The 24445-nt window shown below is 71.9% G+C and carries 18 protein-coding genes and 1 pseudogene; 9 read left to right on the top strand and 10 right to left on the bottom strand.

The features are described from left to right. Positions 1-1362, top strand: a 1362-nt coding sequence (locus tag AAW13_RS32040; RefSeq protein WP_071659747.1) for an amino acid permease, incomplete at its 5' end; no start/stop codon positions are given. Between the two features lie 48 nt (positions 1363-1410). On the opposite strand, the pseudogene AAW13_RS32045 reads toward AAW13_RS32040, so the two are convergent. Together AAW13_RS32045 and AAW13_RS32050 are read right to left on the bottom strand one after the other, a co-directional pair. After that, a pseudogene (locus AAW13_RS32045) lies at positions 1411-1816 on the bottom strand (MmyB family transcriptional regulator); the annotation flags it as partial. 19 nt (positions 1817-1835) lie between these two features. Then, positions 1836-3938: an autotransporter gene (locus AAW13_RS32050; RefSeq protein ID WP_046734724.1), complete on the bottom strand. Its 2103-nt coding sequence runs from the start codon at positions 3936-3938 to the stop codon at positions 1836-1838. A 209-nt stretch (positions 3939-4147) separates the two neighbouring features. Here AAW13_RS32050 and AAW13_RS32055 point away from each other — a divergent pair, with 209 nt between their 5' ends. Further along, on the top strand, positions 4148-5557 hold the full coding sequence (locus AAW13_RS32055; protein WP_046734725.1) for an RICIN domain-containing protein: 1410 nt from the start codon (positions 4148-4150) through the stop codon (positions 5555-5557). 7 nt (positions 5558-5564) lie between these two features. Here AAW13_RS32055 and AAW13_RS32060 read toward each other — a convergent pair whose 3' ends face one another. Then, positions 5565-6656 (bottom strand): pectinesterase family protein, encoded by a 1092-nt coding sequence (locus AAW13_RS32060; RefSeq protein WP_079179049.1) that lies wholly within the window; start codon positions 6654-6656, stop codon positions 5565-5567. Between the two features lie 40 nt (positions 6657-6696). After that, complete coding sequence (locus AAW13_RS32065) at positions 6697-8376, bottom strand: rhamnogalacturonan lyase B N-terminal domain-containing protein (protein ID WP_046734092.1); 1680 nt, start codon at positions 8374-8376, stop codon at positions 6697-6699. 198 nt (positions 8377-8574) lie between these two features. Here AAW13_RS32065 and AAW13_RS32070 point away from each other — a divergent pair, with 198 nt between their 5' ends. After that, the gene (locus tag AAW13_RS32070; RefSeq protein ID WP_046734093.1) at positions 8575-9633 is read left to right on the top strand and encodes a rhamnogalacturonan acetylesterase; all 1059 of its coding nucleotides are present in this window, start codon (positions 8575-8577) and stop codon (positions 9631-9633) included. Positions 9634-9702: 69 nt separating this feature from the next. Next, the gene (locus AAW13_RS32075) at positions 9703-11400 is read left to right on the top strand and encodes a DUF2264 domain-containing protein (RefSeq protein WP_046734094.1); all 1698 of its coding nucleotides are present in this window, start codon (positions 9703-9705) and stop codon (positions 11398-11400) included. A gap of 38 nt (positions 11401-11438) precedes the next feature. Here the strand turns inward: AAW13_RS32075 and AAW13_RS32080 are convergent, their stop codons facing one another. Next, positions 11439-12821, bottom strand: coding sequence for a hypothetical protein (locus AAW13_RS32080; RefSeq protein WP_046734095.1), 1383 nt, complete (start codon positions 12819-12821; stop codon positions 11439-11441). Positions 12822-13362: 541 nt separating this feature from the next. Here AAW13_RS32080 and AAW13_RS32085 point away from each other — a divergent pair. Continuing rightward, positions 13363-14652 (top strand): MFS transporter, encoded by a 1290-nt coding sequence (locus AAW13_RS32085; RefSeq protein WP_240528794.1) that lies wholly within the window; start codon positions 13363-13365, stop codon positions 14650-14652. Here the strand turns inward: AAW13_RS32085 and AAW13_RS32090 are convergent. From AAW13_RS32090 to AAW13_RS32110, 5 genes are all read right to left on the bottom strand, one after another. Next, positions 14631-15431, bottom strand: a complete 801-nt coding sequence (locus AAW13_RS32090; protein ID WP_046734096.1) for an ABC transporter permease — start codon at positions 15429-15431, stop codon at positions 14631-14633. The two genes, AAW13_RS32085 and AAW13_RS32090, sit on opposite strands and share 22 nt — an antisense overlap. A 5-nt stretch (positions 15432-15436) precedes the next feature. Then, positions 15437-16240 (bottom strand): ABC transporter permease, encoded by an 804-nt coding sequence (locus AAW13_RS32095; protein ID WP_046734097.1) that lies wholly within the window; start codon positions 16238-16240, stop codon positions 15437-15439. A gap of 1 nt (position 16241) precedes the next feature. Further along, positions 16242-17240, bottom strand: a complete 999-nt coding sequence (locus AAW13_RS32100) for an ABC transporter ATP-binding protein (RefSeq protein WP_046734098.1) — start codon at positions 17238-17240, stop codon at positions 16242-16244. Positions 17241-17420: 180 nt separating this feature from the next. Then, a complete protein-coding gene (locus tag AAW13_RS32105) occupies positions 17421-18656 on the bottom strand; it encodes an ROK family transcriptional regulator (protein ID WP_046734111.1) in 1236 nt (411 codons plus the stop codon). A 72-nt stretch (positions 18657-18728) separates the two neighbouring features. Beyond that, positions 18729-19982 carry an FAD-binding protein gene (locus AAW13_RS32110; RefSeq protein ID WP_046734112.1) on the bottom strand — a complete coding sequence of 418 codons (1254 nt, stop codon included), beginning with the start codon at positions 19980-19982 and terminating at the stop codon, positions 18729-18731. A 142-nt stretch (positions 19983-20124) separates the two neighbouring features. On the opposite strand from AAW13_RS32110, the gene AAW13_RS32115 reads away from it, so the two are divergent. From AAW13_RS32115 to AAW13_RS32130, 4 genes are read left to right on the top strand one after another with little or no spacing between them, the layout of a single operon-like run. Continuing rightward, the gene (locus AAW13_RS32115; protein ID WP_046734099.1) at positions 20125-21132 is read left to right on the top strand and encodes a hydroxyacid dehydrogenase; all 1008 of its coding nucleotides are present in this window, start codon (positions 20125-20127) and stop codon (positions 21130-21132) included. 50 nt (positions 21133-21182) lie between these two features. Beyond that, entirely contained in the window at positions 21183-22292 is a 1110-nt protein-coding gene (locus AAW13_RS32120) for a LacI family DNA-binding transcriptional regulator (RefSeq protein ID WP_240528795.1), read from the top strand. 48 nt (positions 22293-22340) lie between these two features. Next, complete coding sequence (locus AAW13_RS32125) at positions 22341-23003, top strand: pyridoxamine 5'-phosphate oxidase family protein (RefSeq protein WP_046734100.1); 663 nt, start codon at positions 22341-22343, stop codon at positions 23001-23003. A 58-nt stretch (positions 23004-23061) separates the two neighbouring features. Continuing rightward, positions 23062-24381, top strand: a complete 1320-nt coding sequence (locus tag AAW13_RS32130; RefSeq protein ID WP_046734101.1) for a radical SAM protein — start codon at positions 23062-23064, stop codon at positions 24379-24381. The last annotated feature ends 64 nt before the right edge of the window (positions 24382-24445 follow it).

A 24445-nucleotide genomic window follows, 5' to 3' on the forward strand; every position in this document is an offset into this window, starting at 1 on the left:
CTCCCCACCCCCGCCGAGGCCACGGAAGCCACCCCGGCCCCGCGCGGTCCCCGCCGGACCTTCGGTCTCGCCACCGCGACCGCCCTGGTCATGGGCAACATCATCGGCGGCGGCATCTTCGCGCTGCCCGCCGCCGTCGCCCCGTACGGCACGGTCAGCCTGCTCGCCTTCGTCGTCCTGTCCGTCGCCGCCGTGCTGCTCGCCCTGCTCTTCGGCAAGCTGGCCCGCCGCAGCCCGGTCACCGGCGGCCTGTACGTCTACCCGCGCGACGCGTTCGGGCCGTTCGCCGGCTTCCTCTCCGCGTGGTCGTACTGGACGATGTGCTGGGTCAGCATCGCGGCCCTGGCCGTCGCGGTCGTCGGCTACGTCGACGTCCTGGTGCCCCTGCACGGCAACCACGTCCTCGAAGGCGCCGTAGCGCTCGCCGCGCTCTGGCTCCCGGCCGCCGCGAACTTCGCCGGCACCCGTTATGTCGGCGCGGTCCAGATCGTCTCGACGGTCCTGAAGTTCGTGCCCCTCCTCCTGGTCGCCACCGTCGGCCTGTTCTTCGTCGACACCGACAACTTCGGCCCGTTCAACGCGTCCGGCGACAGCACCCCCGGTGCCCTCGCCGCCGCGGCCGCCCTGCTCCTGTACAGCTTCCTCGGCGTCGAGTCGGCCGCGGTCAGCGCCGGCGAGGTGCAGAACCCGGAGCGCACGGTCGGCCGCGCGAGCGTGCTCGGCACGCTGGGCTCCGCCGTCGTCTACATCCTCGGCACGGTCGCCGTCTTCGGCCTGGTCCCGCACGACAGGCTGGTGAAGTCCGGCGCGCCCTTCGCCGACGCGGTGAACGCGATCACCGGCGGCGGCTGGGGCGGCACCGCGATCGCGCTGGTCGCCGTCGCCTCGATCGTCGGCTGCCTCAACGGCTGGATCCTGATGGCCGCGCAGATGCCGTACGCCGCCGCCCGCGACGGCCTCTTCCCGAAGCCGTTCGCCAAGGTCGGCAAGGGCGGGGTGCCCGGCTTCGGCGTCCGGGCGGTCGCCGTCCTCGGCACCGTCCTCATCGCCTTCAACTACACGGCGGGCCCCGACACCACGTTCCGCGTCCTGGTCCTCATCACCACCTTCACCGGCTGCGTCCCCTACCTCCTCTCCGCCGCCGCCCAGCTCTACTGGCTCGCCCAGGGCACCCGCGAACGGGTCCGGCCGGCCGGGCTGGTCCGCGACCTGATCGTCGCCGCCCTCTCCTTCGCCTTCTCCTTCTGGCTGATCGCGGGCGCCGGCTACGCGGCCGTCTACCAGGGCGTGCTGTTCCTGTTCGCGGGCATCCCGGTGTACGTGTGGCTCCGCGGACGGCAGCGGGAGGAAGCCACCGTCTGACGCCACCACGGCGGGTTCGGCTACGCTCGCGGCCGTGACCGTCACCATCGCGAGGTTGCGGGTGGGGGGTGCCGGACCGTCGGGATGCAACGCCGGGCGGTAGACGTTCGGCCCCGGGCCCACGAGTTCGGGGGCCGCGCCCTCGGTGATCAGGTCGAAGGCGGTGTTCGCGGCGACCGGATCGCCGCGCCGGTCCACCACCAGCGCCGGGTACGGCCGGTACCCGCGCAGGATGTGGTCGATCGCCGTGCGCACGGGCGCCAGTACCGGGTCTTCGAGTGGGCTCTCGGAGTGGGCGGGCGCGTACCCGGCGGCCGGCAACAGGTCGTTGCGCTCACCGCAGTGGCAGTTCCAGGGACTCGGCCGGCCGCACCACCATGTTCCGGCCGGGGACGGACCTGCCGGACTCGATGCGGCTGAGGTGCCGCTGGGTGGTGCCCGCCCGCAGCGCCAGGTCGAGCTGTGGCCCACGGTCAGGCCGCGTGCCGGCCGCCGCCCCTGTGGCGGGTTCGCTTCCGGGTGCGCAGGCCCGCCGGGACCATCAGGCCGCCCAGCAGACCGAGGGACAGGGCGTACGGCCACCAGCCGAAGGCGTCCCTGGAGTCGGCGGCGGTGCGGGTGGTCACGCCGGGGGCGGCGGTGGACGCCACGGAGTCCGTGGTGCCGGTCTTCGCCGTGTCTCCGGCCGTCCTCGCGACGAGGACCACGTCGTTGCCGTCGCCGCCCCGGTAGGTGATCCGGTAGACGGTGTCGGCCAGTTTCACCTCGGTGCCCTCGCGCAGGCCGTCGAAGGTGCCGGTCGTCCGGTCCGCGCCGGTGTGGTCGATCAGCGTGACGCGGCGTGCGGCGGACGTGCCCGCGTCGGACAGGTCGAGGGCGCCGGCCAGGGCGAGGCGGCCCGTCACCGTCAAGGGCCGGTCGCGCAGCACCAGTTCGCCCTGCCTGCGCTGGGTGTAGTCCCCTCGCACCGTCAAACCGCTCGTCACCAGGCTGTCGTTGGTCACCGAGCCCCGTACGGTGCCTCTGCCGGTGAGGCTGGTGGCGACCCGCAGGCCGGCCGTGCCCACGTCCAGCCGGGCGGCCGCGGACGTCAGCCGGATCGCCCTGCTGTGCGCCAGGGTCGCCCCGGCGCGCAGCGCCAGCGTGCCCCTGCTGACGGTCGTCGTCCCCGTGTACGACACCGCGCTGCCGGTGAGGGTGGTCCGCGCGGCGCCCGCCTGGACGAGCGACCCGGAGCCCTCTACGTACGCCAGGGTCACGGGAGTCGACGTGTCACGGACGTACAGCGTGCCGTCGTTCACGATCCGGCGCTGCTCCGTGCCGGTCAGCAGGGAGCCGTCGCCGCCCTTCGCGCCCGAACCGAGCCGCAGCACCGCGCCCTTCTCGATGGTCGTGGAGCCGTCGTAGTCCTGGGCGGCGGCGAAGGTCACGTCGTTCCCGCGGGTCCCGGCGATGACGACGTCCCCGGCACCGGGGGCGGCCAGGGTGTCGTGGTAGCGGCCGCCGCCGATCGGGGCGCCCAGGGTCACCGGGCCGTCGTAGTCGAAGGTGAGCTTCGAACGGCGGCCGCTCGCCGCGTGCAGGTTGATGTAGACGGTGTCCCTCGTCCCCGGCATGAAGATGCGGTGGGTGGTGCCGTCGCCCCAGTGCACGTCGGCGCCCTCGATGTTGGTGCCGCGCTTGTTCGACTGGTGCGGGATCGACCTCCAGTTGAGGGACGGGTCGCTGAGCGACGGGTTCGTGTCGCCGCCCCGGTCGCTGTAGCTGTACTGGCCGGTGAGGACGACCTTGCTGCCGGGCCGGGAGTGGACGTTGACGTCGCTGCCGTACTCCCGCTGGTAGAAGTCCTGGCGCAGGGTGATCGTCCGGTACAGCGGGGTGTCGACGATCCAGGAGCCCTGGTTGAGGATCGCGCGGGCGGCGGGCAGCGCCACCGGGTACTCGGGGCGGCCGGCGGCCATGCCCGTGCCGTTGTCGATGACCCCGGAGAAGGGGTGGGTGCCCGCCAGGTCCAGCGTGCCCCACATGTTCCGGGGCTGGGTCACCAGGCCCGAGCCGCTGATCGTGCCGATGTTGAAGGTGCGGGTCAGGGACAGCCGCAGGGTGCCGTCGACGCGGACGTTGAGCTGGTTCAGCCGGTAGCCGGGCGTGTCGTACGGGAAGTGGCCGATCAGTCCGGTGCCGCCGCCCGTGCCGTATTGCAGGGTCGTGCCGCGCTCGACGGTGATCGCGGGTGGGTCGGGGCGGGTGACGGTCGTGTACGGGTGGTTGCCGCCCTGGGTGCGGACGACCTGCCGTTGCCGGGACCTCGGCAGGGTGAAGTCGCTGTCCTCGGTGAGGATCAGGGTGCCGCCGCCGCGCACGGTGAGCGTGCCCTCGCCGTGGAAGGCACCGGCGTACGTCGTCGTCCCGGCCGGCACGGTGACGACCGTGTCACCGGTGAGGGTCACGTCCCGGCCGGCGAGGACGTCGGCGGTGGCGTCCCGGGCGCCGGCGGCCAGGGCCGGGGGAGCGGAGGCCAGCAGGGCGGCGAGGGCGCCGACCGCGGCCGCGGTGGTGTGGAGGTGGGTGCGCACGTGAGAGGAGACGGCGGGGGACCGGCCTCGATAACAGAAAAACGGGCCCGGGCGGCCCTGCTTCGGAAATCGCTTTCTCCCGTGTCACGTCAGACCCGTTGACCCACGGGTAACACGCCCTTACCTTTTCGGCGATCACAACGTTCGTCATGCCAGCTGCCGTTCGGAATCCCGAACCGCATTCCTTTCCCCCAAGGAGCGTGTGTGAGATGAGACGTGCGTACGCGGTCCTGGTGGCCCTCTGTCTGGCGGTGATCGGCGCCCTGGCCACCGCGGGACCCGCAGCGGCCGCCGCCCAGACCGTCACCAACGGCACCGGGTTCACCGACACCTCGGGGAACGCCGTGCACGCGCACGGCGGCGGGGTCATCAAGGTCGGCTCCTACTACTACTGGTTCGGCGAGGACCGCAACTCCGACAACACCTTCAAGTCCGTGGACGCCTACCGTTCCACCGACCTGAAGACCTGGGAGTTCCGGGGCCACGTCCTCACCCAGTCCTCCGCCACCGAGCTCGGCACCGCCTACATCGAGCGTCCGAAGGTCATCTACAACGCCTCCACCGGCAAGTTCGTGATGTGGATGCACAAGGAGAACGGCGTCGACTACAGCGAGGCCAAGGCCGCCGTCGCCGTCTCCGACACCGTCGACGGCACCTACACCTACCAGGGCAGCTTCCGGCCCCTCGGCCAGTACATGTCCCGGGACATCACCACGTTCGTGGACACCGACGGCACGGCCTACATGGTCTCGGCCGCCAACGAGAACGCCGACCTACAGATCTACCGGCTCACCGCCGACTACACCGCCATCGACAGCCTGGTCGCCAACCCCTGGGCCGGCGCCAGCCGTGAGGCCCCGGCGCTCTTCAAGCGGGGCAGTGTCTACTTCATGCTGACCTCGGCGGCCACCGGCTGGAGCCCCAACCAGCAGAAGTACGCCACCGCCGCCTCGCCCGCCGGGCCCTGGACCTCCTGGACGAACGTCGGTGACTCCACGGCGTACGGCTCCCAGACCGCCTACGTCCTCCCGGTCACCGGCACTTCGGGCACCTCGTACCTCTACATGGGTGACCGCTGGGGCAACTCCTTCGGCGGCACCGTCAACGACTCCCGTTACGTCTGGCTGCCGTTGACCTTCCCCACCAGCACCTCGATGTCGATGTCCTGGTACCCGGAGGTCTCCGTCGACACGGCCGCCGGCACGGTCAGCGGTACCGGTGCCACGTACAACACGCTGATCGCCCGGCACAGCGGCAAGTGCGCGGACGTCCCGAACCAGTCCCTCTGGGAGGGCGTCGCGGTCAGCCAGTACACCTGCAACAGCGGTACCAACCAGAAGTGGTGGTTCAAGGACCTGGGCACCGGCTACTACGAGCTGATGGGCCGCGGCAGCTCGCTCTGCCTCCAGGAGAACGACACGAACGTCACCCAGGAGGACTGCACGGGCGCCACCACCCAGCAGTGGTCGGTGGTCACCTCCGGCTCCTACGTCAACATCAAGGCGCGTACGACCGGCGAGTGCCTGGACGTGAACGGCGCGTCCACCGCCAACTCGGCCGCCGTCATCACGTACACGTGCAACGGCGGCACGAACCAGCAGTGGACGCGCGGGAGCTGAGTGTCGGTCAGCCGACCGGATTCCAGCCGTCCGTGCCCGCCAGGTACTTCTGGGCCGTGTAGTTCGCGGCCTGCGCGTCGGTGAGCTGCGGGCGGTCGGAGTTCACACCGGCACCGGCACCGGTGTTCCCGTACTCGAAGAAGCGGGCGTTCTTCCAGGAGTAGCCGCTCATGTCGGTCCACGGTCCGGCGGTCTTCACGGCCGCCGGCAAGGACGTCTGGCGGATCACCAGCTGCCCGACGGCGTCCGCGGTCGGATGCCAGGGACGGCCCAGGTAGTAGGTGTTCGCCGCCGCGGAACTCGTGATGCTGCTGCCGGTGACCAGGATCCCGTACGTCTTCGCGGAGCTGGTGTCGGGCGCGGCGAGGAAGCCGTTCAGGCCGCCCGCCGCGGCGCCCGAGTCGCGCAGCTGGATGTTCACCCGGTCGTAGACGGCGGTGGCGTTGCCGAAGACGAAGTCCACGTCCCCGGTGACGAAGGACGAGTAGAAGTACTGGCGGTACTGGCCGGTGGCGGACGGTGCCCAGTTCAGCACGGTGTCCTGGCGGCTGATGAACCGGTCGTTGCGGAAGGTCTGCCGGTCGCCCTGCGCGGTCATGGCGACGGCCTGGGTGTCGGTGATCTCCGGGTGGGCGCCCTTGTCGAAGGTGTTGCGGACCGTGAGACCGGTGACGGTGAGGTTGTTCGCGGAGAAGGTCGCCACCGAACTGCCCAGCGTGCCGTACTTGTTGCCGTCGGAATCGGTGTAACCGGCCGCCCGGTCGTAGGTGATGACGACGTCCTCGGCGTTGCCGGTGGCGCCCTTGATGGTCACCCCGGACTTTGCCGCCGGGACGTTGACGATCTCCTGGTACGTGCCCTTGGCGACAGAGATCGTGTCACCCGCGGCGGCCGCGTTCACCGCCGCCTGGACGGTGGTGTACATCCCGGAGCCGTCCTTGGCGACGGTGAGGGTGGACGCGGCGCTGGCGGGCCCGGCCAGGGACACCGCGGCCAGCCCGAGGGCCGCCGCGGTACCGGCGGCCAGTGCGGAGGTGTGACGCCGGGCGGGGGTGTGGCGCCGGGCGGGGGTGGGGGGTCGCTCGTTCGAGGGGGTCATGCCCTCAGGTCGCCGCCCGGCCACCGGGGGTTGCCGGGTCTCAGGCCAGCAGGTCGATCGCGTCGATCGCGGTCCCGGCGCTGAGGAAGGACGTCGTCCCCGAACCGCTCGCCACGTAGATCTTCAGCGTGTTGTAGGCGCTGGTGTCCGTCAGCCAGGCGGACGCCGGGACGCTGTAGCTGAACGTGTAGTTGTTGCCCCGGTAGGAGCCCACGGTCAGCGACCGGGTGCTCGGCTGGGTGGGCGGCGAGGGTACGGCGGAGGTCCAGGTGTCGTTGACGACGACCTGCGGCCGGCCGTTCGCGTAGGCCGTCGTCACGCCGATCCGGAGGGTGTGCGCGGCGGCGGCCTGGGCGGCGGTCAGCTTGAAGTAGACGATGATCCCGCTGTTGACGTCCTTCCAGAGATAGCAGGGGAAGGCCGAGGTCTCGGTCCCGCTGCCGATGACCACGTTCCCCGTCCATGACGAGGCCCGTACGTCGGAGGGATGCGCGTACGTCATCAGGTCGGCGTTCTTGAACCCGCCCGGCGTGCCGTCCCAGTTGTTGATCCGCCAGATCGCCGAGGCGTTGCTCGGGTCGTTGGAGGAGGGGACGGCGATCGTGTTGAGGGTGGTCGTGGTACCCGCTGTCACCGTCACCGACCCGGTGTAGACGGCGAGTTCGCCCTTGAAGACGGTGAGGGTGTACGTCCCCGGCAGCACCCCGGCAATGGAGAAGTAGCCGTCCGAGGAGCGCGCCGAACCCCAGTACTGGGCCGCTGAGTTGGCCAGTCCGACGGTGTAGGCGTAGGCCGTGTCCCGGCCCGAGATGCCGACGCCCGCGACCCGGCCGCGTCCGCTCGCGGAGACGTACCCGGAGATGCCCAGCGAGTCCGCCCAGGAGGTGGTGAGGGTGCCCGGGTACAGGGACGAGGAGGGTGCGCCGCCGTCCGTGAACGCGATGACGTAGGGCCCCTGGAGGCCGAAGCGCTCCGACTCGGTCTGGTTCTCGCCGTAGTACAGGATCTCGTACAGCCCGCCGCCGTCGGCGCTCTGGTGGCGCAGCAGCGAGCGGTAGAACGGGCCGCCGGACGCCTTCTCGTGGTTGCTGCGCACGATCCACAGGCCGACGGCGCCGGTCGTCCAGCCGATGTAGCTGTAGTCCATCACCCGCAGCTTCGAGTAGTGCTTGGCGCGGGTCTGGCCGTCGGACTTCTCGAAGACGTCCGCGGACTCGATGACGGTGGGCGCGTAGGTGTAGGAGTCCGGCTCGTCGTTGAGGAACAGGCCGGCCTTGACGCGCACGATGTAGCGGGTGGCGGTGACGGACGAGTCGGCCTTGTTGGTCCACAGGTAGACGTTGTTCTCGCCGCTGCGGGCCGCGTAGTAGTGCTTCAGTGTGCCGTACGTGACCGAGACCAGGATCGTCGAGCCGGACTGGGCGATGGTCACCGTCGAGGTGCCGAGGCCCGACTCGACGTGCGAGTTCTTGCCGCCGTAGCCCTGGTACTCGGTGCCCTTGTAGACGAGCGAGGTCAGGTCGCCGTCGGTCTTGCTGACCTTGAAGACGAGGCTCGCGCCGGTGTCGACGACGTAGTTGGAGCCGTCGTCGGACCAGCCGAAACTCGCGGCCGAGGCGGTCTCGGCCAGCGGTCCGGTGAGGGCCGCGGTGCCGGCGGCGGCCGCGCTGCCGAGGACGAAGGTGCGGCGTCCGAGCGGTCTCCCGGTGGTTCCGGACATGGGGGTGCCTCCTTCGGTGGGGCGGAGGTGCGGGTGTCCCCGAGAGTGACAGTTGAATCGATTTCGCGAAAGGGCTTTCGCCTTCATGGAGTTGGCAATCTTGCGAAATCGGTCCAAGGTCTAGAAAGCGCTTGCGAGCAGCGGTACGGTCCCCGCCGGACCTGTCGGCCTGACTGTCCCGTGACGGAGGAGTCCCGAGTGAGACGTTTCAACGGTGTTCGCGTCACCGCCCTCGCGGCGGCCGTCCTCGGCGCCTGCCTGGCGACCGCTCCCGCCGCCGGGGCCGACCCCCGGCAGCCGCCGCCCGGCCTCGCCGACTGCACCGCCACCGCCTGTCACTTCGACGTCCCGCCCGGCGACTACGACGTCACGGTCCGGCTCGGCGGCGCGGCCGCGTCCAGCACGAGCATCAGCGGGGAGACCCGGCGCGCGCTGCTGCCCGAGACGGCGGTGGCGGCGGACCGGCACGTCACCCGCGCCTTCACCGTCGACGTCCGCACCCCCGAGGGCGAGCCGACGGGCCCGGACGGCAGCCCGGGTCTGGACCTGACGATCGGCGGCTCCGCGCCCGCCCTCGCCGGCATCAGGGTCTCCCCCGCCGCCCGGCACACCCGGCAGCTCTTCCTGGTCGGCGACTCCACCGTCTGCGACCAGCCGGCCGCCCCCTACACCGGCTGGGGCCAGCAGCTCCCGCAGTTCCTGCGCAGGGGTGTCGCCGTCGCCAACTACGCCGACTCCGGCGAAAGTACGGTGACCTACCTCCAGAACCCCCAACTCTGGGGTACCGTCCAGCCGTTGATCCGCACCGGCGACCTGGTCCTGATCCAGCTGGCGCACAACGACAAGACGACGGACGAGGCGACCTACCGCGCCAACCTGGAGACCCTGGTGGCCGGCGTACGGGAGAAAGGCGGGCGGCCGGTGCTCGTCACCCCGATCGTGCGCCGCTGGTTCAACGCCGACGGCACGCTGAACAACGACACCGCGCTTCTGGTCAACGGGCTCGGCGTCAATCATCCTGAGGTGATCCGCTCGGTCGCGGCCGCCGAGGGCGTCCCGCTGATCGACCTCACGGCGCGGACCAAGGCGCTGGTGGAGTCGCTCGGCGTGGAAGGCTCCAAGGCGATGTACCTGTACAACGAGAAGAAGGACAACACGCACACCTCGGAGTACGGCGCCACCGTCTACGCGGGCCTGGTGCGCGACGGACTCCTCGCCCAGCACCTGGTGCCCCGCGGCACCGTGCGAGCGCACTGAGCCCCTGGGGCGTCCCGACCGGAACCGGGGCGCCCCAGGTCCGAACGGTACGAGCGAGAAAGAGCCCCGATGCACCTGCCTCCCGAGGACCGCCGTTCCAGCCCGCGTACCGGCTACACCCGGGCCCACTGGGAGGCGGCGGCCGACGCCCTGCTCGCCGCCGTGGAGCCGTACGCCACCGAGGACCGCGCCCTCTACCACCTTCCCGGCGACCACCAGAGCTGGTCGGGCCGCCGCTCCGACGGCCTGGAGGGCTACGCCCGCACCCTGCTCCTCGCCGCCTTCCGGCGTGACGAGACCGCGCTCCAGCGGTACGCGGACGGACTCGCCGCCGGCGTGTCCGGTGTCTGGCCGCGCATCGAGGACCGCAGCCAGCCACTGGTCGAGGCCGCCTCGATCGCCCTCGCCCTGCGCCTGACCCGCCCACTGCTCTGGGACCGCCTCGACGACGCCGTCCGGCAGCGCGCCGCGGCCTGGCTCGCCGACGCCCTCACCGCCGAACCCTGGCCCTGCAACTGGGAGCTGTTCCCCGTCACGGTCGGCGGCTTCCTCGCGGAGATCGGACACGAGACCGAGGCCGCGCACAAGGCCGTCGACCACGGCCTGGCCCGGATCGAGGACTGGTACCTCGGCGACGGCTGGTACACCGACGGCGACGGCCGGAAGTTCGACTACTACAACGGCTGGGCCATGCACCTGTACCCGGTGCTGCACGCCTGGCTCGCAGCGGACACCGAACTCCTCGACCTCTACGGCGGCCGACTGGAACGCCATCTGAGCGACTACGCCCGGCTGTTCGGCGGCGACGGCGCCCCCATGCACCAGGGCCGCTCCCTGACCTACCGCTTCGCGACGACGGCCCCGCTGTGGCTGGGCGCGCTCACCGGCCGCACCCCGCTGGCCCCCGGCGAGACCCGGCGGCTCGCCTCCGGCGCGCTGAGGTACTTCCTGGACCGGGGCGCGGTGGACCCGCACGGTCTCCTGACCCTCGGCTGGCACGGCCCCGACACGGCGGTGCTCCAGGGCTATTCGGGGCCGGCGTCCCCCTACTGGGCGAGCAAGGGTTTCATCGGCCTGCTGCTGCCCCCGGAGCACGAGGTGTGGACGGCGGCCGAGGAACCGGGGCCCGTGGAGCGCACGGACGCGGTGACGCCGGTCGCCCCCGCCAACTGGCTGCTCCAGTCGACGCGTTCGGACGGAATCGTCCGCCTCCACAACCACGGCAGCGAGGACGTCCGCTACGACCCCTACTACACCCGGCTCGGCTACTCGACCGTGACGGTGCCCTCGGCGTCGTACGACAACAGTGTGATCGTCGGCGACGACCCGGGCCGGACGGACATCGAGCCGCTGGGCGTGGGGGAGGGCTGGGCGGCCTCCCGGCACACGGCCGGCGCGGGCGCCCGGGTGACGACCGTCGTGCTCGTGCGCGGGGCCGTGGAGGTGCGGGCGTTCCTGGTGGCGGGTGCGGAACCCGGGACGCCGGTGCGGGTGACCGGCTGGGCGGCGGCGCCGGGGCTGCGGACCGAACTGCTGCCCGCGGTGGGACTCGACGACACGCCGGCCGGGGTCACGGGGGAGGGCCCGACCCTCTTCGTCGCGCTGAGCCGGCTCACGGGTGCCGCGGACACGGTGCCGCTGGGCGAGACGGTGACCGTACGCGCGGAAGGACAGCGGGAGTTGACCGTCCGGTGGCGGGACGGCGCCGCCCTGCGGGTCCGGTGGCGGGACGCCGGGGTGGAGGTGGCGGAAACCGCGCAGGACTGAGCGGCCTCCGCCCCCGGCCCCCGGCCGCCCGCCGGCCGTCACGGCGTGAGACGGGCGATCCGCAGGGTCGTCGTGGTCGGGGACGCCCCGGTGAGCGGGGTGCCGTAGGTCGGTGTCACGGGCGCGTACGCCCAGGTGAGAGCACCGTTCTTGAGCACCGCGACGTCACCGGTGAGCCGTGCGCCCACCACCTTGTCGGCGCCGACGAAGGTGCCGCTCCAGTCGATCAGCCGCAGATGCGTGCCCGTGAAGGTGCCGGTGCAGGTGCCCGACGAGCACTTGGCGTTCTTCAGGGACTCCCAGGAGAGCAGGAGCCTGTCCTTGCCGTACGGGGCGAGGTGGACGTTGACGTTCTCGACCGTCTTGGCGCTGGTGAGGTAGACCGCCTTGCCGGGACCGGAGTTGCGGTTCTTGAGGAACGCGACCGCGACCTGGTGGGTGGCGGTCCTCGGGGTGACCGTCCAGCCGCGGCCGCTGCTGTCGTCCGGGTTCTTCTTCGCGGAGGCCGCGCCCCGGGAGGCGAACGCCGTCGCGTACCTGCCGGTGGACGACTTCACCAGGTCGCCGGTGCGGCCGGGGAAGGTACCTCCGCAGTACCCTGCCCAGCACTGCTCCCGCTGGACGACCGGGGCCACGTCCGGGGCGGCTATGCCGGTGGAGACGAACAGGCCGGAGCGCCAGTCGTCGAAGCACAGGGAGGTGAAGGCGCCGGAGGTCTCGGCGTGCAGGGCGATGCCCTCGTTGTGACTGCACCCCCAGCTCCAGCCGCCGCTCAGCTTCCTGCCCTTCGCGCTGACGTACGACAGCTTGTCGCCGTAGTGCCCGTCGGCGAAGCCGCCCGCGCCGTGCACCACGAAGTAGGCGCCGTACTTGCCGCCGTTCCAGGTGAGCTGCCCGTCGAGGGTGGGGGAGGTGTCGTGCGTGGCGGTGCCGGTGAGCTTGGCCGTCCAGGTCTTCTTCCCGCCCGTGTAGCGGATGATCGCGGCCGCCGTCTCCTTCCACTTGTTGGTGTCGGAGACCCGGGTGAGCAGCGCGAAGCCGTCGTCGTGGGCGACCAGTCCGCCGACCTCCCGGGCGCCCTTGACGACCGTGTCCGCGCCGGACCGCTTGCCGGCCGAGGTGAGGGGGGTGACGTGGACGCCGTCGGCGGCGGGCCAGGCGACCCGGATCGTGCCGTCGGGGGCGGCGGCGGTGGCCGTGCGGTTCCACTCCCGGGTGTTGTTGTAACCGGCCGAGAGATAGGGGTACTTGGCGCTGAGGGCCACCGCCGTGGACGTGACCCGGAGCGTCGGGGTCGTCGCCGCGCCGGCGGTGGCGTACCAGGCGCCGGCCAGCAGTCCGGCGGCCGAGAGGGCACCGATGGCGGGCTTCCGGAAGGCGTGCACGCGGCGGTGTCCCGCGGTGCGTGGTGCGGTTGTCATGCCCTGTGGTCGCCGCCGGGCCGGGGAAGGTTGCCGCGCCCGCCACCGGGTCACGCCGTCCGGGGGGCCGTGACGCAACGACCCGGCACAAGTCAGGCGACCGCCCCCCTCGCACCGCACCGCCGAGCGACCGACCGCCTCGGACCGCGCCGCCGAGCGACCGACCGCCTCGGACCGCGCCGCTGAGCGGGCGGCCGCCTCGCACCGCGCCGCCGAGCGGCCGTCTCGGGCCGTATCGCCGAGTGGCCGACCGGCTCGGGCCGCGCCGCTGAGCGGGCGGCCGCCTCGCACCGCGCCGCCGAGCGGCCGTCTCGGGCCGTATCGCCGAGTGGCCGACCGGCTCGGACCGCACCGCCGAGCGACCGACCGCCTCGCACCGCGCCGCTGAGCGGCCGTCTCGGGCCGTATCGCCGAGTGGCCGACCGTCTCGGGCCGCACCGTCGCGCGGGTGGTCGTGATGGGGTGAGAGGGGGTGGCCGGTCGTGTCGTACGTGGTGGTGGTGGCGGAGCATAGGGTTGCGCGGAGGTGGGAGGGGGAGTCGTGGTGAACCGGGCGCGGCGGGTGGCGCGGGTGGTGGGCGAACGGGGTGCCGAGGGGCGGCCGTTGTGGCGGCAGCGTGACTTCGGGTGCTTCTGGCTCGCCCAGACGCTGTCCGTCCTCGGTGACTCCTTCAGCCTGGTCGCGCTGCCCCTGCTGGTCCTCCAGGCGACCGGCTCGGTGGCCCGGATGGGCCTGCTCACCGGAGCCGGCGGCGCCGCCATGGTGGTGGCCGCGGTCTTCGCCGGGGTGGTCGTGGACCGGGTCGACCGCCGCAAGCTCCTCATCGCCTGCGACCTGGTCCGCATGGTCCTGTACGGGCTGGTCCCGGTCGTCTGGCTGGCCGGCCCGCGACTCTGGCTGCTGTACGTCGTCCTGCCCCTGTGCGAGGCCGTCGGCATGCTCTTCGCCGTCGGGTACGTCACCGTCGTCCGCGGACTCGTCGGCACCGGCCGGCTGACCGAGGCCAACGGCCGGCTGAACGCCACCGCGGCCGCCGCCGGTGTCCTCGGGCCGCTCGGCGCGGGCCTGGTGGCCGCCTGGGCCGGCCCCGCGGACGCCGTGGCCGTGGACGCGGCCAGCTACGCGGTCTCGGCGGGCTGCCTGCTCCTCGTGCGGGTCGGGGAACGGGCCGGGGACGAGCAGCCGGCGCGGGGCAAGGGCCTGTGGCGCGATCTGCGCACCGGCGTCGACCACCTGGTCCGCCAGCCCGTCCTGCGCTCGCTCACCGGCCTCCTCGCCGTCTTCAGCTTCCTCAGCCTCGGCATCACCGACCTGGTCATCTACCACCTGAAGCACGACCTCGGCCACGACGACGGCACGGTCGGCACGGTGCTCGCGGTCGGCGCCGTCGGCACCATCACCGGTGCGCTGCTGGTCGCCAGGCTCCGGCGGCGGCTGGGCTTCGGACCGACCTGGATCGGCTCGACCGCGCTGTGCGGAGCGGCCTTCGCCGGGCTCGGCTTTGTCCGCCCGGTCCCCGCGGTCGCCGTGCTCACCGCGGTCTACCTGGGCTGTGCCGGGATGGCCGGCACCTGTTCCATGTCCCTGCGTCAGGAGATCACCCCCGAACCCCTGCTGGGCCGGGTCACCTCCGCCCACTGGACGCTCCAGTACTCGGTCGCCCCGGTCGGCGCGGCCGTCCTGACCTGGGCGGCCGAACAGTACGGCACCGCCCGGGTGGCGGCCGTCGCCGGAGCCTGCTGCGCCCTGACCGGCCTCGCCGGACTGGTCACCCCGATCCGGGGCGCGGGGCGCGCCCCGGCACCAGGTCAGCCGTTCACCCCCGTGTAGTGCCCGAGCGCCCAGCGCCACAGCCACCGCGACGCCAGGTAGGCCAGCAGCCCGACCAGCGGCGAGGCCGCGGCCAGCCAGTAGGGGACGACGGTCTCGTGGCCGTGGCCGGTGAGGACCGCGGCCGGGAGGTAGGCGACGAAGGCGAGCGGCAGGCCGTAGGTGAGCAGGCCGCCGACCGCCCGGGGCAGCACGTTCAGCGGGTAGCTGCCGAAGGTGCCGAGCAGTTCCTCCAGCCAGCGGCTCCAGTAGTCGGCGGCCGGGTAGCGCAGCGAGGCACAGGCCACCACCGTGAACAGGGCCGCCTCCAGCAGCATCCCGCCGAGGACCGCCGCGATCAGGTACGAGACGCGGCCCGTCGTCCAGTCGAGATGGCTGCGGCCGAGCGCGCCCGCCATCAGGCCGACGGCCACCGTCAGGTCGCCGATGGCGTTGGTCGGGAAGTACTCCAGCTGCACCTGCCGGTACACGGGCAGCGGACGCAGCAGATAGGCGTCGATCCTGCCTTCCTGGATGTACCGGCCCACCCCGTGCACCCGGCCCAGCAGCAGCACGAACAGACCGTGCGCCAGCATCCGCGTCGCCGGGATGAGCAGGACGTCCGAGCTGTCCCAGCCGCCCATGCCGGTGAACCGGGTGAGCAGCACCGTGGCGAACACGATCACCGACACCTGCCAGACCGCGCCGATCGCGATCATCATCAGGAACTCGGTGCGGTACTCGAGCTGTGCGCGGAAGTTGAGGCGCGTGATGCGCCATGCGATCCGGACGGCGTTCAACGGCCTCAGCCTCCCTGGGAGATGACACGGCGGGCGGCGCGCCGCCACACGAAACGGGTGAGCAGATACAGCGCCACGACCCAGCCGGCCTGCACGCCGAGCTGGAGGCCGGCGTCCGACAGCGGGATCCGGCCCACGTACAGCGACAGCGGCACACTCAGCGTCGCCTGGAAGGGCAGGAAGGAGCTGAGCGTGATGAACCAGTGCGGGAAGAACCAGAGCGGCGCGTACACCCCGGACAGCAGGTTCTGCGCGAAGACCAGGATCAGCATCGCGGCGCTGTTGCGCAGCGTCCAGAAGCAGAACTGGTCGATGAGGAGCATGACGTAGTACAGGACCAGTTGGCCGAGCAGCAGGCTGAGCGCGGACACCGCCGCCACCGCCGCCGACCCCGGGGGATCCACCACGCCGGCGGCCAGACAGACCACGTACCCCGCCGACGCCCAGGCCAGCCCGTACAGTTGCTCGCCCACCGCGCGCAGCGCGTGGTAGCGCTGCGGCGGCAGCGGGCGCAGATACCAGTAGACGATGGTGCCGAAGTGCATGTGCTGCATGACCGAGTCCCGGCCCGCGTACTGGTCCAGCTCCCGCAGCCGGGAGGCGAGCACGGCCAGCACCGCGTAGGTGACGGCCTGACCGCGGTCCATGCCCGCGGTCGTACCGGACTGGGCGTACAGACCGCGCCACAGCGAGGCGACCAGCACCACCTGCACGGTCAGCCGCAGCAGGACCCCGGTCATCCGGGGCGGGGTGTACAGCTCGCCGAGCGGGGTGACCCGGGCGGCGCGCCAGGCGTACAGGAGGGCCATCTCAGACCTCGGCCTTCGCCTGCGCGTAGGCCGCCCGCATGACGTCCTCCAGGTCAGCCTCGTCCACCGCGACGCCCGTCACCTCGTACCGCTCGATGACCAGCTTCAGCGCCTCGTGGACCGTGGGTGCGGCGGCGCCGTCCGGGCCGAACACCACCTGCGGCCCCTCCCGGTGGACCAGCGTGATGCCGGGCAGCGGGCCGACCGTGGTGTGCGCGTCGGCGAGGGTGGCCCGCACCTGCCAGGTCGAGCCGAACCTGCGGCGCATCTCGTCCAGGGTGCCGTCGAGGACCAGCAGCCCGTGGTTGACCAGCACCACCCGCTCGGCGAGCCGCTCCACCTCGGTCATGTCGTGGGTGGTCAGCAGCACGGTACGGCCGCGCTCGGCCACCTGGTACCGCAGGAACTCGCGGACCTGCTCCTTCACCACCACGTCCATGCCGATGGTCGGCTCGTCCAGGAACACCACCGGCGGGTCGTGGAGCAGCGCGGCGGCCAGGTCGCAGCGCACCCGCTGGCCCAGCGACAGATGCCGCACCCGGGTGTCCCAGAACGCGGAGAGCTCAAGGAGCTCGTCGAACTCCCGCAGCCGCGCCGCGTGTTCGGCCTGGGGAACCTGGTAGATGTCGCGCAGGATCGCGAACGACTCCCGGACCGGCAGGTCCCACCACAGCTGGGTGCGCTGCCCGAACACCGCGCCGATGTTCCGGGCGTTGCGCTCCCGCTCCCGGTACGGCACCACGCCCGCGACCCGGGCCTCGCCGGAGGTCGGTGTGAGGATGCCGGTGAGCATCTTGATGGTCGTCGACTTGCCGGCGCCGTTCGGGCCGAGCAGGGCGAGGAGTTCGCCGGCGGCGACGTCGAAGGAGATGTCGGAGACCGCGTGCTTCTCGACGCGTTCCGGGTTGACCAGGGATCGCAGGGCGCCGGTGAAGCCCGGACGCCTGACCGTGGTGTGGAAGGTGCGGGACAGACCGCGGACCTCGATGTTTCCGGCCACGCCGGGACCTCCCTCGTTCCGTGCACGAAGTACGGCCGGTCGGATGGAGGCCGACCGGCCGCTGACACGTCACGACGTTCGCAGAGCGCCGGAGGGCCCGGCAATGGATTAATCGACGGGCGAATTGGACTGTTCGATCACCGGGCGGGCGGGGTGCTCAGCAGGGAAATACCCCGTGGATCACCGGGAAGCGGAGGGTGCCCGGCCGGGGCGTCCGCCGTTGCGCAGCCCCACCGAGCGCAGCGCGCCCTCCAGCGCGAAGGTGGCCGCGCCCAGGCACACCGGGTCGCTGGGAATGGGGGACAGGACGATCTCGGTCGCGGCGAACGGCCGCCCGAGCGCGTGCCGGCGCACGGCCTCGCGCACCTCGTCGAGCAGCGGTTCGCCGAGCCTGCGGGCCACCCAGCTGCTGAGCACGACCAGTTCCGGGTTGAGCAGGTTGACCAGGTTCGCGACGCCGGCGCCGATGTAACGGGCGGTGTCCCGCACCACCTGGACGGCGACCGGGTCGCCGTCCGCCACACCCCGGGCCAGCGCCTCGATGGTGGCGGTCTGGTCGTCGGGGCGCAGCAGCGGGCTGTCCGGGCTCGTCTCGCGCAGGTTGAGCATGATCCCGGGCGCGCCGACGTAGGTCTCCACGCAGCCCTGGTTACCGCAGTGGCAGGGCCGCCCGTCGAGCACGAGCGTCGTGTGCCCCCACTCACCGGCGCTGTTGCTGACACCCCGGTGCAGCCCGCCGGCCAGCGCGAGCCCGGCGCCGACCCCGGTGCCGAGGTTCACCACCACGGCGTCCCCGCGTCCGCGGGCCGCCCCGAACCACTGCTCGGCCACCGCACAGGCGCGCAACGGGTTGTCCAGGTGGAGCGGGTAGGCGATGTGGTCGGAGAGCAGGTCGAGCAGGGGCACGTCGTGCCAGTCCCAGTTGGGCGCGTACTCGGCGACGCCGGTGTCCCGGTCCACCTGCCCGGGCACGCTCACCCCGACCCCCAGTACCCGGGCGCCCTCGATCCCGGCCTGGGCGACCACCGACCCGACGGCGGCGGCCACCTGGCCCACCACCTGCTCGGGCCGGTCGGCGCCGGGACGCATGTCCTCGTCCGCGCGGGCCAGCACGTTCAGCGCGAGGTCGAACAGCTCGACGTGGACGTACGTCTCCGCGATGTCGACGCCGATCAGCGCGCCTCCCGAGGCGTTGACCGCGACGAGGCCGCGGGGACGGCCGCCCGCGGAGTCCTCGAACCCCACCTCCGTGATCATCCGCAGATCGAGCAGTTCCCCGACGAGCGTGGCGACCGTGGCCAGGCTCAGCCCGGTGACGGACGCCAGCTCCTGCCGCGAGGTGGGAGATTCGGCGATGATGTGCCGAAGCACCTCATAGCGGTTGGCGGTGCGGATGTCACGTGATGTGTGCTTCACGCCGCGCAAGGCTATGGCCTGGGAAGCGCTTTCGACAAGCCATTACCTTAAGGGTTGGATTAAGTCCGGCGGTCAGTTCTCCAGGACCTCCGCCACGAAGGGGTTCGTGAACTTCCCTTCGGGGTCCAGCTCCCGGGCCAGGGCGCGGAAGTCGGCGAGTCGCGGATAGCGGTCGCGCAGGGCCTCGCCGGACATCGCGTACACCTTGCCCCAGTGCGGGCGCGGATCGAACGGCTCCAGCGCCTCCTCCAGCCGGCGCACCACCGGCAGCACGGCCGTCAGGTCGTCGACCCAGGTGAAGTGCAGGGCCACCGAGTCCCGTCCGTGGGCCGGGCTGAGCCACTGCGGATCGGCGGCGATCGTCCGCACCTCGCAGGTCTGGAGCACGGCGGAGACCGTCCGCCGGATGCCGTCGACCGCGTGCAGTGCGGCCTCGGCCGCCGCTCTCGGCAGCAGGTACTCCGACTGGAGTTCGTCGCCGCTGCTCGGCGTGAACTCGGCGCGGAAGTGCGGGAGCCGCTCGTGCCAGGGCCCCGGCACCCCGAACTGCTCGGTGCAGTTGCCGCCCGGCATGCCCGGTACCGGGTGCATCGCCACCTTCGCGGGCACGCCCCACCCGAACTCCACGGCCGCCTGGTCGGTGCGCCGCTTGACCCACGCCTGCCGGAACCCCGGATCGCGCCAGTCCGTGAACAGGCTCACGCTGTACGCGGCCCCGGTCACGGCCTCGAAGTCCAGCCCCTCCAAGGGCAGTTCGACATGAACGGTCTGCTCGACCTCGTACGCCGGCTCCAGGTCCAGGGTGAGCGCGGTGACGACGCCCAGCGCGCCCAGCGAGGTCACCGCGCCGTCGAAGCGGGCGTCCCCGCGGGCGACGGTCCCGGTCGAACCGTCGGCGAGGACCAGCTCCACCTCCCGGACCGGCGCCGCGAGCGGCCCGTTGGTCACACCCGAGCCATGGGTGCCGGTGGCGACCGAACCGGCCACCGAGATGTGCGGCAGCGAGGCCATGTTGGGCAGCGCGAGGCCTCGCGCGTGCACCGCACGGGCCAGTTCGGCGTACCGCACCCCGCCCGCGACCCGCACCGTACGGGCCGCCGTGTCCACCTCGATCCCCGGCGGCAGCCCGGCGATCGAGACCAGCACGCCCCGCGGGCCCGGATCGGCGATGCGGTTGAAGGAGTGCCCGCTGCCCAGCACCCGTACCCGCGCGCTGGCCGCCACCAGGGACCGCAGCGCGTCCGGCGAGTCCGGGCGGTGGAACTCCGCGGCGGTGTACGTGATGTTGCGCGCCCAGTTGGTGACCTTCTGCACCGGATCCGTCATCTGTGCCGTGCCTTTCCTGTCGTCCTCCGAAGCGGCCGGGACCGGCTCCGGGGAGTGCTTGTCCATTGACCCTCTCATTCGCCGACACCTACGGTAGAGACCGGTTGCTATCCGCGCGTCACCGAGCCGGAAGGTCACTTCCTTGCCCGAGCGTCCCCAGGCACTGTTCGCCATGACGGCCCAGAACGTGCCGCACATCTTCCCGCCGGACGTGCTCGCGCGGTTGCGCGAGCACGTAGAAATCGATCCCACTCTGGTGGCGCACGACTTCGCCGATCCCCGGGTACGGGAGACGCTCGCCCGCACCGAGGTCCTCGTCACCGGCTGGGGCTGCCCGGTCCTGGACCCGGCGGCGCTGGACGCGGCGCCCAGGCTGCGCGCGGTGCTGCACGCGGCCGGCTCGGTCAAGGGCTTCACCACGCCGGAGGTCTGGCGGCGCGGCATCCTGGTCTCCTCGGCGGCCGCCGCCAACGCGCTGCCCGTCGCCGAGTACACCCTCGCGATGATCCTGCTCGCCGGGAAGGACGTCTTCGCCTTCCGTGACCTGCTGCGCAGCCGCCGCGCCTTCCCGTACGGCGACATCGTCCCCGGCATCGGCAACTTCCACCGCCGGGTCGGCATCGTCGGCGCCTCCCGCATCGGCCGCCGTCTCATCGAACTCCTGCGCCCGCACGACCTGTCGGTCAGCCTCGCCGACCCCTACGTGGACCAGGCCGAGGCCGCCCGGCTCGGGGTCCCGCTGCTGCCGCTGGACGAGTTGCTGCGCACCTCGGACATCGTCACCGTGCACGCCCCGCAGACCCCCGAGACCCGGCACCTGGTCGGCGCCCGCGAACTCGCCCTGATGCCGGACGGGGCGGTGCTGATCAACACCGCGCGCGGCTCGCTGGTCGACCACGACGCCCTGGTCGGGGAACTGCGCACCGGCCGGCTGAGCGCCGTCCTCGACGTGACCGACCCCGAGCCGCTGCCCGCCGACTCCCCGCTCTTCGACCTCCCCAACGCCTTCCTCACCCCGCACCTCGCGGGCTCCCAGGGCAACGAGGTGGCGCGGCTCGGCATCACCGTCGTCGAAGAGGCGCAACGGCTGCTGACCGGTGACGGGCTGCGGTACGCGATCGACCACTCGGTCCTGGAGCGGGCCGCGTGAGGTCCGTCTCGTAGGGTGACATGAACGACATGACGAAGGGGAGCCGAGCGGTGGCGAAGAGGACCCAGCCGGCACTGAACGGGGACGCGTCGACGGTACGGGACGTGGCCGCGCGGGCCGGTGTCTCCGCGTCGACCGTCTCCCGGGTCCTGGGCGGCACCTACCCGGTGGCCACCGCCACCCGCGCCAAGGTCCTGAAGGCGATGCGCGAGCTGGACTACGTGGTCAACGCGCACGCCCGGGCGCTCGGCGGCGCCACCAACAACACGGTCGCCTTCGTCGTGGACGACGTCACCGGCCCGTTCTACGCGCACATCGCCCGCGGGGTCGAGGAGCAGGCCTCCGCGGAGGGCCGGCTGTGCATGCTCTGCACCACGCACGGCGATCCCCGGCGCATCCTCGCCGTCGTGGAGACCATGCGGGAGCAGCGGGCCGACGCCGTGATCGTGGTGGGCGGCGCCCTCCAGGACAAGGCCTACCACGACCGGATGACCCACTTCGCGCACGCGCTGGACCGGGCCGGATCCCGGCTGGTGCTGGTGGGCAGGCCGCCGCTCGGCCCGGGCGTCCCCGCCACGGTGGTCGACTACGACAACGAGGGCGGCGCCTTCGCCCTCACCGGCCACCTGCTCTCCGGCGGCCACCGGCGCATCGCCTACCTCGGCCGCGTCCCCGGTCTGTCCACCAGCGCGCAGCGCATCGCCGGCTTCACCCGCGCCCACGAACTCCTCGGCCTCGCCCCCGACCCCGAGCTGATCCTGGACGGTGTCTTCTCGCGCTCCTACGGCTACCAGGCGGCCCGTGAACTCCTCACCTCGGGAAAGGAGTTCACGGCGATCTTCGCCGCCACCGACATGATCGCCACGGGTGTGATCCAGGCGGTACGGGAGGCGGGCCGCCGTATCCCGCAGGACATCGCGGTGGCCGGGTACGACGACATCCCGGTGGCCCGCGACGTCCACCCGACCCTCACCACGGTCCACGTGCCCCAGGAGGAACTGGGCCGCGCCGCGGTCCGCCTCGCCCTGCACCGCGACGAGCTGCCGGACGGCCAGCATCTGGTGCTGGGGACGCACGTGGTGCTGCGGGAGTCGACACGCAGGCCGGGGCCGAGTAGTCGAGGTGCGGATTTCGTCGCGTTGGGCCCGGTGGATTCGTAATCCGTGATTGTGTGGCCTTGAATCTGCGATATCGGTAGCGTTGGCGTCATGAGTGCAGACCGGCTTCCCGACACCGACCTCACCCGGCACCGGCGGCTCCGTGAGCAGGGCAGTCTCGACCGCGCCGATCTGGAGGCGATCCTGGACGCCGGGTTCGTCTGCCATCTCGGGGTGGTGGTCGAGGGGCGGCCGCTGGTCGTGCCGACGGTGTACGGGCGCGACGGCCGGCAGCTGTACCTGCACGGCTCGGTCGCCAGCCGCAGCCTCGCGGGCGGCGCCCCGGTGTGCGTCACCGTGACCCATGTGGACGGTCTGGTGCTGGCGCGGTCGGTCTTCGAGCACGGGGTCAACTACCGCAGCGCCATGATCCACGGCACCGCCCGCAAGGTGACCGACCCCGAGGAGAAACTGGCGGGCCTGCGCCTGCTCACCGAGCACTCCGCCCCGGGCCAGTGGACGTACGCCCGCCGCCCGGACCGGAAGGAGCTGGCCGCCACCACCCTGCTCGCCCTCTCCCTCGAGGAGGCGTCCGTCAAGATCCGCACCGGCGCCCCGGAGGACGGGGAGGGACCGGACGCGGAACTCGGGCTGTGGGCGGGTGTCCTGCCGCTGACCTCGGTCTGGGGAGCCCCCGTGACGGATCCCGCACTGCCCCCGAACCACCCCGTACCGGAACATGTCGCGCGTCGTGGGGGGACCCGGCACGGCTGACGGCCGGGCGGGGGCATACCGTGAGGAGTCGAACGCCTGAGCCGGGAGGAGACACGGGATGGGCAGCCGTACCGCGCTGGTCGAGGATCTGATGGAGAGGTTCCCGCACGTACCACGGGAAGCCGTCTTCAAGGAGGACCTGCTTCGGGGCGGTGTGGCCTTCGATCCCTCCGCGCTGAGCGACAACGAAGGGGGCGAGGTCAAGCCGAAGTCGTACTTCATCTTCTCCTTCGACCACGGCACCCTGCCCGAGCTGGGCGAGGCCGCGCTGCGCCGGCCCCCGGAGGAGATCATCCTCACCGGCGGCCCCTACGACCTGCGGCGGACCGTGGTCTCGGTGCGGGTGAACCCCACCTCGCCGTACCGGGTCGCCGCCGACGACGAGGGGATGCTCGGCCTCTACCTCGACGGGCAGCGGATCGCCGACGTCGGCGTGCCCCCGATGCCGGAGTACTACCGGCACAAGCTCGCCAACGGGAAGTCCGTGATGGAGGTCGCCCCGACCATCCAGTGGGGCTACCTGATCTACCTGACCGTCTTCCGGGTCTGCCAGTACTTCGGCGCCAAGGAGGAGTGCCAGTACTGCGACATCAACCACAACTGGCGCCAGCACAAGGCGGCCGGCCGGCCGTACACCGGCGTCAAGGACGTGGAGGAGGTTCTGGAGGCGCTGGAGATCATCGACCGGTACGACACCGCGAAGACGTCCACCGCCTACACGCTGACGGGCGGTGCGATCACCAAGACCGTCGCCGGGCGCGACGAGGCCGACTTCTACGGGCACTACGCCAAGGCCATCGAGGAGCGCTTCCCGGGCCGCTGGATCGGCAAGGTGGTCGCGCAGGCGCTGCCGCGTGACGACGTGCAGCGGTTCAAGGACTACGGCGTGCAGATCTACCACCCCAACTACGAGGTGTGGGACGAGTACCTGTTCAAGATGTACTGCCCGGGCAAGGAGCGGTACGTCGGCCGGGACGAGTGGCACAAGCGGATCCTGGACTCCGCCGAGATCTTCGGCGCCCGCAACGTGATCCCCAACTTCGTGGCCGGCGTGGAGATGGCCGAGCCGTTCGGCTTCAAGACCGTCGACGAGGCGATCGCCTCCACCACCGAGGGCCTGCGCTTCTTCATGTCCCAGGGCATCACGCCCCGGTTCACCACCTGGTGCCCCGAGCCCACCACCCCGCTCGGCAAGGCCAACCCGGCGGGCGCGCCGCTGGAGTACCACATCCGGCTGCTCCAGGCCTACCGCCAGACCATGGAGGACTTCGGCCTCTCCTCGCCCCCCGGCTACGGCCCGCCCGGCCCCGGCCGTGCCGTCTTCTCAGTGAGCTCCTTCATGGACAGCCTCCCCGCCGAGACGCCGGTGGAGGCCTGATCCGGAACCGTTCGGACGAGACTTCCGGGAACGGTGAGTCGAATGGCGGTCGCGGTCCGTACAA

Source organism: Streptomyces humi (assembly GCF_001005085.2).
Classification (GTDB): domain Bacteria; phylum Actinomycetota; class Actinomycetes; order Streptomycetales; family Streptomycetaceae; genus Streptomyces; species Streptomyces humi.